Genomic DNA, 17,342 nt, shown 5'->3' with positions numbered 1-17,342 from the left:
GTTCCGGCAGATGGGAGGGTCAGGGGTTGACCGACGGCTCCGGGGTGTGCCCGCCGGGCGCTTCGCCGGAGATGCACCAGTCGGCGCCGCTGCGGGTGACCGTGAACAGCAGCGACCGGGGCACGTCCCGGGCGCCGACCGAAACGGTCACCGAGGCGCTGACCTCCTGCCCGCGCGGGCCGGAGCGCACGTCGGTGATGGCCGCCTTGGGCACCTCGAAGTGGTCGGCGAAGTCCCCGTTCGGGCCGGTGGCCGCCGCGTCGAAGGCCTGCTGCATCGGCGCGCAGAGCTGGCTGCGGCCGGCCGCGACGTCCTTGGCGGCCATCGCGTCGAGGTAGGCCTGCACCCGCTCGCGGGACTTGGTGGCCGCCTCCTCGGCGGGGGCACGCCCGACCGCGGGGCCGTCGCCCGCGTCGTCGTCGCCGCCGATCCCGCAGCCGAGCAGGGACAGCGGCAGCAGTGCCAGCGCGGCGACGCCGGCGGCGCGGTGCCTCGGGCGCATGGGTCCTCCCCTCGCTGCGGACATCGAGAGATGCCGAGCGGCGAGTCTGTCACATCGACCGACCTGCATGGCACGCCGTCATGGCCCCGCCGCTCTCCAGCCGACAACCCGCACGATCGAAAAGGGGTGACGGATACCCGACGACGGCCCCCGGCGGCCGGCCGGGGCACCGTCGCCGCGCGCACCCGACGGAGGCTGGCTAGTCTGCGGTGGTCGACGCGCCCGGGCGCGTCGCCGTGGCAGGAGGTGACCACCCATCCTTTCCGTGGCGTCGGTCGACACCGGGTGGCTGCCACCGGCCGAGCGGTTCGACTTCTGGCAGGACCTGGTCGCCCGGGAGTCGGCGCCGGCCCGGATCAGCAGTGACCACGCCGCCGACTTCACCGCCTCGGCTCGGGTGGTCGACCTGGGCGTGGTCCGGCTCGGGGTGTGGCGGTACCCGTCGCTGGAGCTGCGCCGGACGCGCCGGATGATCCGCAGCACGGATCCGGAGCTGTACCAGCTGGCCCTGCCGCTGTCCGGGCACGGCGCGATGTCGCAGCAGCGGCGTCAGGCGCCGCTCGCCCCGTCCAGCTTCGCCTTCGTCGACACCGTCCGCCCGCACGGGTCGTCGCACCGGGCCGACGGGACGGCCGCCGGTCCGCTGCGCACGCTGACCGCGCTGGTGCCCCACGCAGCACTGCCGCTCCCGGCGCACCGGATCGAGGAGCTGCTCGCCGCCGAGCTGCCCGCCGGCAGCGGGATGGGGCTGCTGCTGGCCCGCTTCCTGCGTCAGGTCGCCGACCACCCCGAGCAGTACGCGCCGACCGACGCCGCCCACCTCGACCAGGTCGCCCTGGCGCTGATCGCCGGCACCCTGGCCGGCCGACTCGACGACGAACGCGCCCTGCCGCTGGACGTCCGGGTCACCGGGCTGCGTACCCGGATCGAGGCGTTCGTGCAGCGGCACCTGGCCGACCCGGAGCTGACCCCGGCCGCGGTGGCCGCGGCGCACCACCTGTCGCTGCGGTCGCTGCACCGGCTCTTCGAGGGCACCGGCACCACGGTGGCCGGCCTGATCCGCGCTCGCCGTCTGGAGCGCTGCCGGCGCGACCTGGCCGATCCCCGGCTGGGCGGCCTGGCCGTGCACGAGGTGGCCGCGCGCTGCGGGTTCCGCGACCGGGCCCACTTCAGCCGGGCCTTCCGCGCCCGGTACGGCATGTCGCCGGGCGAGCACCGGGAGCGGGCCGCCCGACGGTGAGCGCACGGGGGCGGGGAGGGACCGTGGGTGTCCCTCCCCGCCGTGTGGGTGGTGCGTCGGCGCTCGGCTCAGCCGAGACCGCCCTTGATGGCGCCGATCAGCTCGCCGTTGCCGGTGTCACCGGAGAGCTCCCAGAAGAAGGCGCCACCGAGGCCCTGGTTCTTCGCGTAGGTCATCTTGCCGCCGATGGTGGACGGGGTGTCGTAGCTCCACCAGTTGCTGCCACACTTGGCGTACGCCGTGCCGGCGATGGTGCCGGTGGCCGGGCACGTGTTCTTGAGGACCTTGTAGTCATCGATGCCCTGCTCGTAGGTGCCCGGGGCGGGGCCGGTGGCGGTGCCGCCCGGAGCGGTCTGGGTGACCCCGGTCCAGCCCCGGCCGTAGAAGCCGATGCCGAGCAGCAGCTTGCTGGCCGGGATGCCCTTGGCCTTGAGCTTCTGGATCGCGGCGTCGGACCAGAAGCCCTGCTGCGGGATGCCGGTGTACGACGTCAGCGGCGAGTGCGGGGCGGTGGGGCCCTGCGGGTTGAAGGCGCCGAAGTAGTCGTAGGTCATCGGCATGATCCAGTTGAGGTACGACGAGGCCCCGGCGTAGTCGGTGGCGTCGATCTTGCCGCCGTTGCTGCCGTCCGCGGTGATCGCGGCGGTGACCAGGGCCGACGAGCCGAACTTCGACCGCAGCGCGCTGACCACGTTCCTGAAGGCGTTCGGGCCGCTGGAGTCACAGGTCAGGCCGCAGGCGTTCGGGTACTCCCAGTCGACGTCGATGCCGTCGAAGACGTCCGCCCAGCGCGGGTCCTCGACCAGGTTGTAGCAGCTGTCGGCGAAGGCGGCGGGGTTCTGCGCGGCCTGGGTGAAGCCACCCGACCAGGTCCACCCGCCGAAGGACCAGATCACCTTCAGGTGCGGGTACATCTTCTTGAGCTTGCGCAGCTGGTTGAAGCTGCCGCGCAGCGGCTGGTCCCAGGTGTCCGCGACACCGTCCACACTGTCGGCCGCGGTGTACGCCTTGTCGTAGTCGGCGTAGCTGTCACCGATGGTGCAGCGCCCTCCGGTGGTGTTGCCGAAGGCGTACAGGATGTGGGTCAGCTTGGCCGCGGACCCGCTGGTGTGGATGTTCTTGACGTGGTAGTTGCGGCCGTAGACGCCCCACTCGGCGAAGTACCCGACGACCTTCTTGTCCCCGGTCGGCGGCGGGGTGGTGGGCGGGGGCGTGGTGGGCGGCGGCGTGGTCGGCGGGGTCGTGGTGGGCGGGGTGGTGGTCGGCGGCGCGGTGGTGGTCGGCGGCGGGGTGCTGCCGCCGCCGCACGGCGCGCCGTTGACGGTGCAGTTCAGCGGCGCCTTGAACGCCCCGGTGCCGTTGTAGCCCCAGCTGAAGCTGGCGCCGGGGCCGAGCGGGCCGGCCCAGCTCTTCTTGACCGCGACGTAGTGGTTGCCGCTGCTGGTGACGTCGGCGTCCCAGAAGCTGCTGATGGTGGTGCCCGACGGCAGGTCGAACTCGATGCGCCAGGTGTCGACGCTGGCGCTGGAGCCGTTGGCGACGGTCACGCGGGTCTCGTGGCCGGTCCCCCAGTCCTGCGCCTTGGCGAACGTGGCGGTCACGCTACCGGCGCCGAACGCCGAGGTCACCGGCACCGCAGCGACGGTCAGCGCGACCACGGCGCCGGCCCAGAGGGCGCGGCGGAGCGATCTGTTCATGTGGCACCTCCTCCAACAGTTAGGAAACTTTCCAGAAGATGGGGAGACGCTACTCACGCTGTCATCACTTCGTCAAGATGTGCATTTATCGATTTCCCCGTGGGTCGCGGTGGCGCGTCGGCCGGGACGCGTAGCCTCGCGACATGACCGTCTTCAACATCGAGATCGACGCCCTGGCCGGCGGCCCGGCCGACCTGGCCGCGTACCGGGGCCGGGCGCTGCTGGTGGTGAACGTGGCCTCCCGCTGCGGCCTCACCCCGCAGTACGCCGGCCTCCAGGAGCTCTACACCACGTACGCCGACCGGGGCCTGGTGGTGCTCGGGGTGCCGTGCAACCAGTTCGCCGGGCAGGAGCCGGGCACGGCCGACGAGATTGAGGACTTCTGCCAGGTCAACTACGGGGTCACCTTCCCGCTGACCGAGAAGGTCGACGTCAACGGCCCGGCGCGGCACCCGCTCTACGCGGAACTGGTCGGCACCCCCGACGGCGAGGGGCACACCGGGGACGTGCGGTGGAACTTCGAGAAGTTCCTCGTCGCGCCGGACGGCACGGTCGCGGCCCGGTTCGCCCCGACCGTCACCCCGGACTCCGCCGAGCTGCGCGCCGGCATCGAGAAGGTCCTGCCGGCCTGAGCCGCCGCCTGAACCACCGCCCGCCCGGCCAGTGCGGGCCGGGGCGCGGCGTCACACCGGACGAAGGCGCGACCGTGCCGCCCACCGGTCAGTGGGCGGCGCGGCGCCGCTGGGAGCGGCGGTGGCGCGTCAGCCGGCCGCCGAGCGGAACACCGGGTAGTAGCCGCCGGACTGGCCGGCCGCCGTCGGGTGGTACGAGATGCCGATGTTGGCGTAGTTCAACGCGTGCAGCCACTTCTCCCCGTAGCTGCACAGCTGGTGCCCGACGAAGATCGAGCGGACGTCGGCGAAGGTGAAGCCGGCGGCGGCCGCGGCGCTGCGGGTGATGTCGTCGACCAGGTTGATGCCTTCGTTGATCTTCGCGCGGGAGGTGGCGCTGAGCCCGACGCAGAACGTGCCGAGCTGGTAGAAGACCGGGTAGCCGACGACCACCACCCGGGCGGACGGGGCCCGGCTGCGGATGCCGTTGTAGACGCCTGCCAGCAGGCCGGCCAGCTGCGCCCGGGCCTTGTCCTCGGCGGCCTGCACCGCGGCCACGCACTGCGTCTCACCCTGCAGCACGCAGGTGGTCATGATGCTGGAGAAGCCGACGTCGTTGCCGCCGACCGTGATGCTGACCAGCGTGGTGCTCGCCGAGAGCGCGGAGAGCTGGGTGTTGGTCACGCTGGTGGTGGTCGCCCCGGAGCAGGCCACCGAGCGGTACGAGGCGGGCCTGATGTTGGTGTTGTACAGCGCCGGGTACGCGCTGGTGCTGCGCTGACAGGAACCGCTCTCGGCGGTGTAGTTCCCGGCGCCGACGCCGGAGGCGTACGAGTCGCCGAGGGCGACGTACTGGTCGCTGGGGGATGCCTGGGCGGGCACCGCGATGCCGAGCGTGACGCCGAGGGACGCGGCGAGGCTCAGGGCGAGGGTCACGAAACGGGATCTCCGCACGTCGCACTCCTGGGGGTGGGAAGTGGTGGTGTGAGATAGATATCAATTGATCGGTGCGGGTCGGAAGATCACCGATTGCGCGGCAGGTGAAGATAGATCCTTAGCGATACAAACCATTGCCAGTGATGCGATCGACGATGAAGGATTCCTCCACGGGACGATCCGTGCGCGCCGCCGGCCGAATAACCAAGCACGGCGGTGGGGAATGCCGACGTCCACACCGGAGTTGGCAACGGACATGACAACTGTGGGACTGATCGGCAGCGGCAACATCGGTGGCACCGTGGCCCGGCTGGCGGTGGCCGCCGGTCACGACGTGGTGCTCAGCAACTCGCGCGGACCGGAGACGCTGCAGGACCTGGTGGCGGAGCTGGGCCCGCGGGCCCGGGCGGGCACGCCGGCCGAGGCCGCCGCGGCGGGGGACCTGGTCGTGGTCACCATTCCGCTGCGGGCCTACCGCGAGGTGCCCGCCGCGCCGTTGGCCGGCAAGACGGTCATCGACACCAATAACTACTACCCGGAGCGGGACGGGCACTTCCCGGAGCTGGACGACGAGTCGACCACCACCAGTGAGCTGCTCCAGGCGCACCTGCCGAAGTCCAGCGTGGTCAAGGCCTTCAACAACATCTACTTCGCGCACCTGCACGCCCTGGCCCGCCCGGCCGGGGCCGCCGACCGCAGCGCGCTGCCGATCGCCGGCGACGACGCCGGCGCCAAGGCCGCGGTGACGGCGTTCCTCGACTCGCTCGGGTACGACACCGTCGACGTCGGGCCGCTGGCCGAGGGCTGGCGGTTCCAGCGGGACACCGCCGCGTACGCCGCCCTCTACTCCGCCGACCCGGCCGACTGGGAGCGGCCCGCCGCGAGGAACGCGGAGCAGGTCCGGGCCGCGCTGGCCGCCGCCCGCCGCTACGCCGACAGCTGAGCGGCGACGCTCCATCCGGTGGCGGTGCCGGTCCGGCACCGCCACCGCTGCGGGCCGGCCCCCGTCGCGGCGTTCCGGCGGCCCGGGGCCTCAGCCGGAGCAGACCCGGCCGGTCGGGACGCCGAGCGGACGGGCCGGCGTCAGGCCGGCGAGCTCCACTCGTCGGCGAGCACCGACCAGACCTCGAGGTCGATCCGACCAGCCGGACCCGGGTAGAGCTGCCGCAGCGTGCCGTCCCGGCGCATGCCGAGCCGCCGGGCCACGGCGATGCTGCGCGTGTTGGTGGCGTTGGTGCGCCACTCCACCCGCTGGATGCCCCGCTCGCCCACCGCCCCGGCGGAACCGGTCAACGGCAGGGCGAACACGGCGACTCCTCAGGACGCGGGCAGGCTCAGGCGCAGGGTGGGGCCGGGGGTGTCCCGGAAGCCGAGCGAGCGGTAGAGCGCCTCGCCGGGCACCGACGCCCGCAGGTCGATCTTCAGTACGCCGCGATCCCGGTACCAGTCGAGCAGGCCCGACATGCACGCCCGGGAGTAGCCGCGCCGCCGGTACCCCGGGTCGGTGACCACGTTGAAGACGTACCCGGTCAGTCCACTGGGGTTGCCCGGCCCGCCCAGGCGACGCTCGATGGTGCCGGTCGCGCAGGCGGCGAGCACGCCGGGCCGGTCGGGGGCGTCCACCACGAAGACGGCCATCAGGTCCGCCGGGTCGGCGAGCCGCTCGCGCAGCACCTCCCGGGCGGCCGGCTGCCACGGCCCGGGCGGCGGCTCCGCCCCCTGCATCGACGCCAGCATCACCCCACGCAGCCGGACGATCTCCGCCGCGTCACCGGGTCCGGCCCGCCGCACCTTGATCATGACCGGACGGTACCGCACCCCCGGCGGCCGGGCGTGGCAGGTGATTCCGCTGGTCGGGAACGGCGACGACACGCGCGTTGACAGTTGCGCCGCAGTCCCGCAAACGAGACTCTATGACCGGTCCCCCTGACACGCCTCGGAGGCGACGTATGCCCCAGCTCCGTACCGCGCCCCGCCGGCTGGTCGCCGCCGCCGGGGCGCTGCTGCTCGGCGCCGCGCTGACCGCCGCCGCCCCGCCCGCCCGGGCCGCCGCCCCGCAGGACGTCGGATACGTACGCCTCGCGCACCTCTCCCCCGACACCCCCGCCGTGGACGTCTACCTCTCCGCGCCGGGCGCGGCCGAGCCCCAGGTCTTCCCCGCCGTCGGCTATGGCGTGGTCTCCGAGTACCTGACCCTGCCCGCCGGCCGGTACGCGGTGGCGATGCGCGAGGCGGGCGCCCCGGCCAGCCAACCACCGGTGCTCACCACCGAGGTGGCCGTCGAGGCCGATGCGGCGTACACGGTCGCCGGGGTGGGCCGGCACGCCGACCTCGGCCTGCGGGTGCTCGCCGACGACCTCAGCGCCCCGGCCCCCGGGCAGGCGAAGGTCCGCGTCGTGCAGGCGTCGGTCCGGGCGCCGGTGATCGACGTCGCGGCGACCGACGGGCCGGCCATCGCCGACGCGGTCCGCTTCGCCACCACCACCGACTACCGCGAGGTCGAGCCGGGACGCTGGCGGCTGCGGCTGGGCGGGGACAACGGCCCGACCACGGACGCCGAGGTCACCCTGACCGGCGGCCGGGTCTACTCGCTGCTGGTGCTGGACGGCCGGCGCGGTGGACTCGCCACCGAGCTGCGCGAGGACGCCCGGGGCGGGGCGGTCACCCCGGCCGGCGGGGTGCCGGCGGGAGCCGGTGGGCTGGCCGGGCGCGGGCTCGGGGCGTACCCGATGGTGGCCGGCGCCCTGCTCGCGGCGGCCGTGGTGGTCGGGGCGGCGCTGCTGGTGCGGCGCCGGCGGCGACCGGTCTGGTGACCAGCCGGCCCGGCTTCACGATCCGGCGGCACCGCGACCGCCGGGCGCCGCTGGCCGCGCTGGTCGCGGCCGGCGCGGCGGTCTGCCTCGCCGCCGGCACCGGCGTCGGGCTGGCCGGCGAGGCCGCGCCGGTGCCACCGGCGAGCTGGCGGCCGGGCTGCGCCGACGGTTGCGCGACGACCGCCGCGCCGCTGCCCGCGCCGCACGGTCCCCCCACCCGGGTACGCGTCGCGCGGATCGGCGTCGACGCCGACCTCGCGGTGCTCGGGCTGGACGCGGCCGGCCAACTGGTCCCGCCGGCCGACCACGACCGGGCCGGCTGGTACGGCGGTGGCCCCGCGCCCGGCGACCCGGGGCCGGCGGTGATCGCCGGTCACCTCGACTCCCGCCGGGGACCGGCCGTCTTCGCCCGCCTCGGTGAGCTGCGCGCGGGCGACCGGATCGAGGTCTGGCGCGGCGGGCAACGGCTGGCCTTCCGGGTCACCGGATCGCTGCGCACCCGCAAGGACGCCTTCCCCACCGCCACCGTGTACGGCCCCACCCCCGGCCCGGAGCTGCGCCTGGTCACCTGCGGCGGTGCCTTCGACCGGCGCACCGGCCACTACCGGGACAACGTGGTGGTCTTCGCGGTCGCCGAGCCGTCGGCCGACCCGCTCCCCCGCTCGGCGGCCGACTGAGCGTCCGGGCGGTGCGTCAGACCGGTCGGCGGCCGGCGAAGCCGCACTCGGCGCGGTGGTACCAGCGCACGTCGGTGTCCCCCTCCAACCAGCACCACAGCACCGGCCGGCCGTCGCGTTCGCCGGGGAAGTCCAGCAGCACCGGGGCGATGCCCTTGACCTGGATGTCGTGCGAGTTCAGCTCCTCCAGCACGGTGTGCAGCCGGGCCTCCAGCCCCTTGATCTCGGCTCGGCCGCCGAGGGCCGAGACCCCCGAGGCCGCCAGGTCGGCGCGGAGTTCGGCGAGGTCGGCGCGGAGCCGGATCAGCTCGTCGACGCGGGGGCGCAGGGTGGCCACCAGGTGCCGGGCCTGGGCGAGAGTGAACACCCGGCAAGTATGGGCCACCGGGACGTCCTCGACCGGACGAGCCCGCGCTCGGACCACCCCGGAACGGGTGTGCCCCGGCCGCCCGCCGGCGGGGCTCAGTCGGCCTGGGCGGCCAGCTCGCGGGCCCGGTCGCGGGCCGCCTCCAGCGCCGCCAGCATGGCCGCGCGGACGCCGTGGTTCTCCAGCTCACGGATGGCGGAGATGGTGGTGCCGGCCGGTGAGGTGACCGCCTCGCGCAGCTTCACCGGGTGCTCCCCGGAGTCGCGCAGCATCACCGCCGAGCCGATCGCGGTCTGCACGATCAGCTCGTGCGCCACCTGCCGGGGCAGGCCGAGCAGGATGCCCGCGTCGATCATGGCCTCGACCAGCAGGTAGAAGTACGCGGGACCGGAGCCGGAGAGCGCGGTGACCGCGTCCTGCTGGGACTCGGGCACCCGGATGGTGGCGCCGAGCGGGGTGAACATCTCCTCGGCCAGCTCCAGGTGCGCGCCGGTGGCGTGCGCGCCGGCCGAGATGGCGGTCATCGCCTGGTCGACCAGGGCCGGCGTATTCGTCATCACCCGGACCACCGGGGTGCCGTCGGGCAGCCGGCGGGCGAAGAAGCCGGTGGGCAGGCCGGCGCAGAGGGAGATGACCAGCTTGTCCGGCGGGACCTTGGGACCGATCTCCTCCAGCAGGGTCGCCGCGTCCTGCGGCTTGACCGAGATCGCCAGCACCGCCGCCTCCTCGACCGCGGTGAGGTTGTCGACCACCCGTACGCCGTACCGGGCGGTCAGCTCCTCGGCGCGCGCCGGACGTCGGGCGGTGGCCAGCAGCCGTTCCACCGGCCAGCCGGAGCGCAGCAGCCCGGAGAGCATCAGCTCGCCGATCTTGCCGGCGCCGATCACGGCGACCGTGTGCCTGCCCGCTGCCATCGCTGTGGTACCCCTTCCGTCACGGTGGCCGGCGGCGCGGCGGGTGATCCGCCGCGCCGCCGGTACCGGTCGATCAGCTGCCGAAGAAGACCTCGGCCTCGGCGTACCGCTCCAGCGGCACGGTCTTCAGCTCGCGGGTGGCCTCGGCCAGCGGCACCCGGACGATGTCGGTGCTCTGCATCGCGACCATCTTGCCCCAGTCGCCCTCGTGCACCGCGTCGATCGCCTGCAGGCCGAGCCGGGTGGCGAGCACCCGGTCGAAGGCGGTCGGGGTGCCGCCACGCTGGATGTGGCCGAGCACGACGGTGCGGGCCTCCTTGCCGGTCTTCGCCTCCAGCTGCTCGGCGAGCCACTGGCCGATGCCGCCGAGGCGGACGTGCCCGAACGAGTCGAGCTCCTGGTTGTGCAGCACCATCTGGCCGTCCAGCGGCTGGGCGCCCTCGGCGACCACCACGATCGGGGCGTACTGGTGCTGGAAGCGCTTCTCGACGTACCCGGCGACCTGGTCGACGTCGAACTGCCGCTCCGGCAGCAGGATCACGTTGGCGCCGCCGGCGAGGCCGGCGTGCAGGGCGATCCAGCCGGCGTGCCGGCCCATCACCTCGACCACCAGGGTGCGGTGGTGGCTCTCGGCGGTGGTGTGCAGCCGGTCAATGGCCTCCATCGCGATGTTGACCGCGGTGTCGAAGCCGAAGGTGTAGTCGGTGGCGCCGAGGTCGTTGTCGATGGTCTTCGGCACGCCGATCACGTTGACGCCCAGCTCGTGCAGCTTGGTGGCCACGCCGAGGGTGTCCTCGCCGCCGATCGCGATCAGGGCGTCGACGCCCTGCGCGGCGAGGTTCTCCTTGATCCGCTCCACCCCGTTTTCGATCTTGAACGGGTTGGTCCGGGACGAGCCGAGGATGGTGCCGCCGCGCGGCAGGATGCCGCGGACCTCCGCGATGCCCAGCGGCCTGGACAGGCCCTCCAGCGGGCCCTTCCAGCCGTCCTGGAAGCCCACGAACTCGTGACCGTAGGTGGCGACGCCCTTGCGGACCACCGCCCGAATGACCGCGTTGAGACCTGGGCAGTCGCCGCCGCCGGTGAGCACGCCGATACGCATGATCTGCTCATCCTCCTGGAGCATCAGGTGAAGCCCGGATAAGCCCCAGGATATGTGTCAGATCAGACCATCGGCGCCATTGCCGGCCCGGGGCGGGCCGTCAGTGCGCACTGTAGTCGGCGCGGGTGTCCGCCGACAGCGCGCCCCGGCCCGTCCCACCCGCCGAACCGGGCTACCGGTCAGTAGCTGACCTCGTGGTTCTCGCCCGCCTTCGGCGGCCTGCCGGTCACCGCCGCCCGGGCGAACCCGAGCAGGTTGACCACCGCGCCGCCCGGCGAGTCCCAGTACTCGGCGGAGTTGGCGTGCACCTTGATCAGCGTCAGGCCGGGGGTGTCGAGGCCGTCCGGGAACCAGGTCTTCAGCAACGGGTTCCACACCTGCTCGGCCTTCGCCCGGTCGTAGCTCTCCTGGGCGGTGCCGGAGACCGACACCCAGGCGTCGTGCCGCTGGTCGGAGAAGGCGACGTTCACCTCCGGGTTGACCCGGATCTGGCGCACCTTCGGCGAGTCCGCGTAGGCGAAGAACCACAGGTCGCCGTCGAACTCCGCCTCCTGCAACCCCATCGGCCGGCTCACCATCCGCCCGTCCACGCCGATGGTGGTCAGCATGCAGATCCGAGCCTGCCGGATCAGCTCGGTCACCCGGCGGCGGGCGTCGGCGGCGCTGGTCGGGTCACTACTCATCGTGAACTCCCTCGCATCGGCTCGTCGAACCGGTGCCCCGGACAGAACGGGTCAAACCCGCATGGCCTCACCGGCCCGTCATCGCCCGCCACCGCGCCAGGTTGTGCCGGGCGTCGACCAGGGCGTCGTGCCGGTCGGCGTCGGCGTCGGGCAGCTTCGGCCGACCCCGGTCGTCCCAGAGCTGGCGCAGCTCCTTGGTGAAGCGGGGGATCTCCCGGGGCAGCGCCGGCATCGCCCCCCAGAGCTGCGCCAGCACCACGTGGTCGTACGCGGCGTACCAGGCCCAGAGTTCGAGCTGCTCGCCCGGGCGGTCGCGGATCGGCTCCAGCAGGAAGTCGTAGAGGTCGTCGCGGATGCGCTCGCGCGAGCGCCAGGCGCGGTCGGCCGGGGACGGCAGCTTGTCGAGCACGTTGCGGCGCACCCAGGGCACGGCGCGGGAGTCGTCGAACTGGGTGGAGACCGCGTAGAACTCGCGGCCGTACTCGTCGACGACACCGATCGACACGAGGTCGACGATCTGGCCGTCCTCGATGAATTCGCAGTCGTAGAAATAGCGGTAGACCATCGCGTCAATCCTCGCGTACGCCCGGCGGCCTCCGCCGCCCGGGTCCGTTCCCGACCGGCTCCCCACCCTTGCCACGGGGGCGAAACCGCACCTCAGCCGGCACCCCGACCCCGGCCGGCGGCGTCACGCAGACGATTTGAGGGGTGTACAGCAAGCGACTGGACCGTCATGATCTGATGTGTACCGCTACCGGACGCCGAATTGGTGTCAGTTCACCTCTTCAGGGGCCGTCAGGTTCACCCGGTGAGCGAGTTGTGGTCCTTGACCGGGGAGGGGTTGGGCCGTGGAGATGCGCCTGCCGGAGCCGGGTGACGCCCTCACGGGCGTGGAGATGTTCGCCGGGCTGGAGCCGGAGGTGCGGCAGCGGGTGATCGCCGCGGCGGTGCCGCGCACGTACCGCAAGGGCCAGCTGCTCTTCGTGGAGAACGACCCGGGCGAATCGCTGATCGTGCTGCGCCGGGGGGCGGTGGCGGTGTTCCGCACCGCGCCGACCGGCGAACGGGCGGTGCTGTCGGTGATCCGGCCGCCGGACGTGCTCGGCGAGGTCTCGCTGCTGGACGCCTCCACCCGCTCGGCGTCCGCCGAGGCGATCGAGGACAGCGCCGCGCTGGCCCTGTCCCGACCCGCCTTCATGGAGCTGGTGCACTCCAACCCGCGCATCCTGGACGCGGTGATGCGCTCGCTGGGTGGCCTGATCCGCCGGCTGACCGAGCAGAACGCCGACCATGTCTTCCTGGACCTGCCCGGCCGGGTGGCCAAGACCCTGGTCCGGCTGGCCGGCGAGAGCCAGGCCCCGATGATCACCATCGAGCTCAACCAGAGCCAGCTCGCCGAGATGGCCGGCGGCTCCCGGCAGAGCGTCAACCAGGCGATCGGCTCCTTCGCCAGCCGGGGCTGGCTGCGGACCGAGGGTCGCCGGATCGTCGTCACCGACGTGTCCGCGCTGCGCCGCCGGGCCGGGATGAACGACCGCTGACCGCGCGACGCGGCCGGGCGCTGCCTGCGCCGGCCGCGTCGGCTCACTGCCCCCGGCTCACGGGGTGGTGCTGGTCGGCCCCGCCCAACTGGTGGTGGTGCCGGTCGGCCCGGCCCAGTCGGTGCCGTCCTTGCCGCCACCGGACTGCTCGCTGACGATCCCCTCGGCCTGGAGCACGGCCAGCGTGGCGGCGTCGACGTCGACCGACTCCCCCGCGGAGTGGGCGACGCCGTCACCGTCGGTCCAGTCGCTCTCGAGCTTCACATACACCATGATCTCTCCCCTTGATCATTGATGGGATTTCGGCCGCCTGAATGTAGCTCTCCCAACCGGCCGGAGGAGTGTCCACAAGCCAACAGCCCGGTACCCGACAGCGCCGGCAACGGCGATACTCACGGTGGACACCGGGCGACGACCGGCAGGCAGACCCACCCAGTGGAGGGCGTCATCTCCGCGCAGTGTGACCGTTGTGGACGTACCGCCGCCGACGGCGACCGCTTCTGCGGTGGCTGTGGGACGGAGCTGGGTGCGCTCTGCCCGCACTGCCTGCGGCCGCTCGCCACCGACGCGGTGTTCTGCACCTCGTGCGGCGCGCCCCGCGCCGGCTCCGGCCGGCCCGTCGCGACCCCGCAGGAGGACCGCCGCCGGGTCAGCGTGCTCTTCGTCGACCTGATCGACTTCACGCCGTACGTCGAACGGGCCGACCCCGAGCAGGTCCGCGGCATGCAGACCGGCTTCTTCTCCGCCGCCAAGCGGGTCGTCGGGCAGTACGGCGGCGTGGTCGAGAAGTACATCGGCGACGCGGTGATGGCGCTGTTCGGCGCCCCGGTGGCCACCGAGACCGACGCGCTGCGCTGCGTCCGGGCCGGGCTGGAGCTGCAACGGGTACTCACCCGGTTCGCCCCCACCGGCGCCGACGAGCTGCGCTTCCGGGTGGGCGTGGCGACCGGCGAGGCGCTGGTCGACGTGGCCGCCGCCCGCGACGGCGGGCAGGCCATCGTCGCCGGCGACGTGGTCAACACCGCCTCCCGGATGCAGTCCGTGTCGCCGCCCGGCGGCGTGCTGGTCTGCGGCACCACCCACGCGCTGACCAAGGACGCCATCCGGTACGCCGAGCAGCCGCCGGTCACCCTGCGCGGGCGTTCCTCGCCGACCGAGGTCTGGCTGGCCCTGTCCCCGGTACGCCGGCAGCCGACCGACCGGGAACCCGACACCACCCCGCTGATCGACCGCGAACACGAGCTGGGCCTGCTGGTCAATGCCCTGCACCGGTCGCTGCGGGACCGCCGCCCCCAGGTGGTGACGCTCTTCGGCCGGGCCGGCATCGGCAAGAGCCGGCTGATCCGGGAGCTGTACCGGCACTCCGGGCGGCTGGTGGACGAGCCGGTGAGCTGGCGTACCGGGCGGTGCCCGCCGTTCGGCGAGAACGTCACGTTCGCCGCGCTGGCCGACATCGTCAAGACCGAGGCCGGCATCCTGGACACCGACCCGGCCCCCACCGCGTCCCGCCGGCTGAGCGCGGCGGTGGCCGAGCTGGTCGGCCCGGGCGAGCGGGACCGGCTGGTCGACGCGCTGCGCCCGCTGGTCGGGCTCGCCGGCGTCACGCTGCCCGCCGAGGAGACCGAGTCGGCCTGGCGTCGCTTCCTGCTGGCGCTGGCCGCCCGCCGCCCCACCGTACTGGTCTTCGAGGACCTGCACTGGGCCGACGACGCGATGCTGCGCTTCGTCGAGCTGCTCGGCGCCGGCGCCCGGGACGTGCCGCTGCTGCTGCTCTGCACCGCCCGCCCGGAGCTGGTCGACCGGGACCCGAGCTGGGCGGGCACCATCACCGGCTCGGTGACGATCACCCTCCCGCCGCTGCGCGACACCGGCATCGCCTCGCTCTACGCGCACATGTTCGGCCAGGCGGCCTTCTCCGCCGACATGCTCAGCCCACTGATCGAGGTGGCCGGCGGCAACCCGCTCTACGCCCACGAGTACGTGCGGATGCTGATCGAACAGGGCGCGCTGCGCCAGTCCGGGCGGGGCTGGTCGCTGGAGAAGCACCTCGACCTGCCGATGCCGGAGAGCGTACACGCGGTCATCGCCAACCGCGTCGACCTGCTCGACGCCAAGGACCGCGCGGTGCTGCTGGCCGCCTCGGTGGTCGGCGTGCAGTTCTGGCCGGGCGCGGTGGCCGCCGCGCTGGGCCAGCCCGTCGAGTCGGTGGAGCGGTGCCTGCGCCGGCTGGAGCAGCGCGACTTCGTCCACGAGCAGGCGGCGTCCACGATGGCCGGGCAGCCGGAGTTCCGGTTCCGGCACGTGCTGGTGCGCGACGTCTGCTACCAGCGGCTGCCGCGTACCGAGCGGGTGGCCCGGCACGAGCGGACGGCCGGCTGGCTGGACGCGCTGTCGCAGAGCCGGGACACCGACCTGGCCGAGGTCCTGGCGCACCACCGCTGGGCGGCCCACGAGATCGGCCGCACGCTCGGCATGCCGATCCAGCGGTACGCCGGCCCCGCGCGGGCCGCGCTGCACCGGGCGGCCCGCCGCGCGTACGCCCTGCACGGGCTGGACGCCGCAGCCAGCCACGCGGGCCGCGCCCTCGGCCTGGCCGACGACAGCGACCCGGTCGACCGGCTGCAACTGGAGCTGCTGAGCACCGAGATCTCGTTCTACCGCGACGGCAACGCCTTCCTCTCCGGCGGCGGCCCGGAGCAGCTGCACGCGCTGGCCGACCGGCTGCTCGCGCACGGCGACGACGCCTGCGCCGCCCGGGCCTGGACGCTGCTCGGCCAGGCCGCCTGGCTGCGCGCCGACCGCAGCGCCGCGGTGGCCTGTCTGGACCGGGCGGTCGCGCTCTTCGGGCCGCTGCCGGACAGCGCCCAGAAGGCGGACGCGCACGCCGAGCTGGGCCGGCTGCACATGCTCAACTACGAGCGGGACGCGGCGGTCGCCGCCGCCGAGACGGCGGCCGGGATCGGCGAGCGACTGGGCCTGGCGGAGATCCGCACCAACGCCCGGATCACCGCGGCCACCGCCCGGTACCAGGCCGGCGACCGGGCCGGCCTGGACGAGCTGCACGCGCTGGTCGAGTTGAGCCGGACCCAGCAGCTGCTCGCCCTGCCCCGGGCGCTGCAGAACCTCGCCTTCGCGCTGCGCGAGGAGGGCGACTGGTTGCGCTCCGACGCGCTGCTGTCGACCGCGCCGGCCGCCCGGGGCAGCGGGCAGACCCTCGCCACCAGCTACTCCGGCGAGGCGATGCGGGCGTACTTCGACGGGGACTTCGGCCGGCTGCTGGCCGCCGCCGACGCGTTCGTGGACACCCCCACCGGCGGCTGGGACATGCAGGTGCGCGGCCTGCGCTCGTGCCTGCTGGTGCTGCGGGGCCTGCCGGTGCCGCCGGCGCCGCGACCGCTGCCGGCCGCCGGGGACGGGCCGGCCGCCGTGGGCGCCGAGCGGCACCGCGACGACGTGGCGGCGGCGCTGGAGACGGCCCGCCGCAGCGGGTTCCACCGGCCCTACTGGACGATGCTCGGGATGGCCGCGCTCTGCCGGGCGTTGCAGGGGCGACTCGACGAGGCGGCCGCGCTGGTGGACGAGCTGGCCGACGCGTGGACGGCCGTGCCGGCGCTGGCCAGCGGCGAGTGGATCGCCGCGGCGGCGTACGCGGCGACGCTGGCCGGCCGGGACGCCGCCGTACGGGTCCGGGCGATGCTGGACCAGTTGGCCCACCGCACCCCGTGGTCGGAGGCGGCGCTGCGCACCGTGACCGGGGCGCTGGCCGCGGCGGACGGCGACCACCGGCGCGCCGGCGAGTTGCACCTGGCCGGGGCGGAGATCTACGCCCGCATCCCGGACGTCACCGACCGGGTGCTGGCCCTGGCGCTGGCCGCGGCGGAGCTGACCCTGGCCGGCGACCCGGCGGCCCGGGCGCCGCTGGCCGAGGTGCGCACCTTCGCCCTGCGCAACGACGCCCCGGGCCTGCTGGACCTGGCCCGCGGCCCGGTCCCGCAGGCCGGCCCCGCCCTGGCCTCCTGACCCCCGGCCGCCACCCGCCCGGCGACGCCACTCGCCGGCTCCCACCGCGCCCCGCCGCGCCGTTCCCACCCCACCCCGCCGGGCCTTGATCGGCACGAGATGCGGCGAGTCGCGGTGTCCAGCCGGTCCAGCCGCCCCGCCGGGCCCGTGATCGACGCGGTTTGCGGCGAGTCGCGGTGTCCGGCCGAGCGGTGACCGCGACTCGCCGCAAACGGAGTTGATCAGCCCGCCGCGAGCCG

18 protein-coding genes are annotated in these 17,342 nt (G+C 74.0%); 7 read left to right on the top strand and 11 right to left on the bottom strand.

All coding sequences use genetic code 11. The annotated features are described in order from the left end of the window. Window positions 1–19: 19 nt before the first annotated feature. Window positions 20–502, bottom strand: a complete 483-nt coding sequence (locus tag ACTMS9_RS08725; protein ID WP_441145263.1) for a hypothetical protein — start codon at window positions 500–502, stop codon at window positions 20–22. A 265-nt stretch (window positions 503–767) separates the two neighbouring features. On the opposite strand from ACTMS9_RS08725, the gene ACTMS9_RS08720 reads away from it, so the two are divergent. Beyond that, window positions 768–1,742, top strand: coding sequence for a helix-turn-helix domain-containing protein (locus ACTMS9_RS08720; protein ID WP_441164629.1), 975 nt, complete (start codon window positions 768–770; stop codon window positions 1,740–1,742). 68 nt (window positions 1,743–1,810) lie between these two features. Here the strand turns inward: ACTMS9_RS08720 and ACTMS9_RS08715 are convergent, their stop codons facing one another. Then, complete coding sequence (locus tag ACTMS9_RS08715; RefSeq protein WP_441145267.1) at window positions 1,811–3,439, bottom strand: glycosyl hydrolase family 18 protein; 1,629 nt, start codon at window positions 3,437–3,439, stop codon at window positions 1,811–1,813. 143 nt (window positions 3,440–3,582) lie between these two features. Here ACTMS9_RS08715 and ACTMS9_RS08710 point away from each other — a divergent pair, with 143 nt between their 5' ends. Continuing rightward, a complete protein-coding gene (locus ACTMS9_RS08710) occupies window positions 3,583–4,071 on the top strand; it encodes a glutathione peroxidase (RefSeq protein WP_441145269.1) in 489 nt (162 codons plus the stop codon). A gap of 129 nt (window positions 4,072–4,200) precedes the next feature. Here the strand turns inward: ACTMS9_RS08710 and ACTMS9_RS08705 are convergent, their stop codons facing one another. Continuing rightward, on the bottom strand, window positions 4,201–5,004 hold the full coding sequence (locus tag ACTMS9_RS08705) for an SGNH/GDSL hydrolase family protein (RefSeq protein WP_441145271.1): 804 nt from the start codon (window positions 5,002–5,004) through the stop codon (window positions 4,201–4,203). Between the two features lie 238 nt (window positions 5,005–5,242). Here ACTMS9_RS08705 and ACTMS9_RS08700 point away from each other — a divergent pair, with 238 nt between their 5' ends. After that, window positions 5,243–5,929 carry an NADPH-dependent F420 reductase gene (locus ACTMS9_RS08700; RefSeq protein WP_441145273.1) on the top strand — a complete coding sequence of 229 codons (687 nt, stop codon included), beginning with the start codon at window positions 5,243–5,245 and terminating at the stop codon, window positions 5,927–5,929. Window positions 5,930–6,069: 140 nt separating this feature from the next. Here the strand turns inward: ACTMS9_RS08700 and ACTMS9_RS08695 are convergent, their stop codons facing one another. Continuing rightward, window positions 6,070–6,294, bottom strand: a complete 225-nt coding sequence (locus tag ACTMS9_RS08695; protein WP_441145275.1) for a GNAT family N-acetyltransferase — start codon at window positions 6,292–6,294, stop codon at window positions 6,070–6,072. A 9-nt stretch (window positions 6,295–6,303) separates the two neighbouring features. Next, window positions 6,304–6,786, bottom strand: coding sequence for a GNAT family N-acetyltransferase (locus ACTMS9_RS08690; RefSeq protein WP_441145277.1), 483 nt, complete (start codon window positions 6,784–6,786; stop codon window positions 6,304–6,306). Between the two features lie 149 nt (window positions 6,787–6,935). Here ACTMS9_RS08690 and ACTMS9_RS08685 point away from each other — a divergent pair, with 149 nt between their 5' ends. Both ACTMS9_RS08685 and ACTMS9_RS08680 read left to right on the top strand, forming a co-directional pair. Beyond that, a complete protein-coding gene (locus tag ACTMS9_RS08685; RefSeq protein ID WP_441164628.1) occupies window positions 6,936–7,799 on the top strand; it encodes a DUF4397 domain-containing protein in 864 nt (287 codons plus the stop codon). Continuing rightward, window positions 7,796–8,476 (top strand): class F sortase, encoded by a 681-nt coding sequence (locus ACTMS9_RS08680; RefSeq protein ID WP_441145281.1) that lies wholly within the window; start codon window positions 7,796–7,798, stop codon window positions 8,474–8,476. The genes ACTMS9_RS08685 and ACTMS9_RS08680 overlap by 4 nt, the downstream gene beginning before the upstream one ends. A gap of 16 nt (window positions 8,477–8,492) precedes the next feature. Here ACTMS9_RS08680 and ACTMS9_RS08675 read toward each other — a convergent pair whose 3' ends face one another. The 5 genes from ACTMS9_RS08675 to ACTMS9_RS08655 all read right to left on the bottom strand — a co-directional run bounded on the left by ACTMS9_RS08675 (window position 8,493) and on the right by ACTMS9_RS08655 (window position 12,107). Further along, window positions 8,493–8,843, bottom strand: coding sequence for a DUF2203 domain-containing protein (locus ACTMS9_RS08675; RefSeq protein WP_441145283.1), 351 nt, complete (start codon window positions 8,841–8,843; stop codon window positions 8,493–8,495). Window positions 8,844–8,938: 95 nt separating this feature from the next. Beyond that, window positions 8,939–9,757, bottom strand: coding sequence for a pyrroline-5-carboxylate reductase (gene proC / locus ACTMS9_RS08670; protein WP_441145285.1), 819 nt, complete (start codon window positions 9,755–9,757; stop codon window positions 8,939–8,941). 73 nt (window positions 9,758–9,830) lie between these two features. Next, the gene (locus tag ACTMS9_RS08665; RefSeq protein ID WP_357913608.1) at window positions 9,831–10,859 is read right to left on the bottom strand and encodes a 6-phosphofructokinase; all 1,029 of its coding nucleotides are present in this window, start codon (window positions 10,857–10,859) and stop codon (window positions 9,831–9,833) included. 179 nt (window positions 10,860–11,038) lie between these two features. Continuing rightward, window positions 11,039–11,542: a pyridoxamine 5'-phosphate oxidase family protein gene (locus ACTMS9_RS08660; protein ID WP_441164627.1), complete on the bottom strand. Its 504-nt coding sequence runs from the start codon at window positions 11,540–11,542 to the stop codon at window positions 11,039–11,041. Between the two features lie 67 nt (window positions 11,543–11,609). Further along, window positions 11,610–12,107, bottom strand: coding sequence for a polyadenylate-specific 3'-exoribonuclease AS (locus ACTMS9_RS08655; RefSeq protein WP_441145289.1), 498 nt, complete (start codon window positions 12,105–12,107; stop codon window positions 11,610–11,612). Window positions 12,108–12,390: 283 nt separating this feature from the next. Here ACTMS9_RS08655 and ACTMS9_RS08650 point away from each other — a divergent pair, with 283 nt between their 5' ends. Then, entirely contained in the window at window positions 12,391–13,083 is a 693-nt protein-coding gene (locus tag ACTMS9_RS08650; protein ID WP_088961072.1) for a Crp/Fnr family transcriptional regulator, read from the top strand. 57 nt (window positions 13,084–13,140) lie between these two features. Here ACTMS9_RS08650 and ACTMS9_RS08645 read toward each other — a convergent pair whose 3' ends face one another. Beyond that, window positions 13,141–13,356: a hypothetical protein gene (locus tag ACTMS9_RS08645; RefSeq protein ID WP_154943926.1), complete on the bottom strand. Its 216-nt coding sequence runs from the start codon at window positions 13,354–13,356 to the stop codon at window positions 13,141–13,143. A gap of 162 nt (window positions 13,357–13,518) precedes the next feature. Between ACTMS9_RS08645 and ACTMS9_RS08640 the strand changes: the two genes are divergently transcribed. Next, the gene (locus ACTMS9_RS08640; protein ID WP_441164626.1) at window positions 13,519–17,103 is read left to right on the top strand and encodes an ATP-binding protein; all 3,585 of its coding nucleotides are present in this window, start codon (window positions 13,519–13,521) and stop codon (window positions 17,101–17,103) included. Window positions 17,104–17,342 lie beyond the last annotated feature (239 nt).

Origin of the sequence: Micromonospora sp. L31 (genome assembly GCF_052068075.1) — a bacterium.
Lineage (GTDB): Bacteria > Actinomycetota > Actinomycetes > Mycobacteriales > Micromonosporaceae > Micromonospora > Micromonospora purpureochromogenes.
Note: the sequence above shows the minus strand (reverse complement) of the source record. Positions and strands in the feature narration are given on the sequence as shown.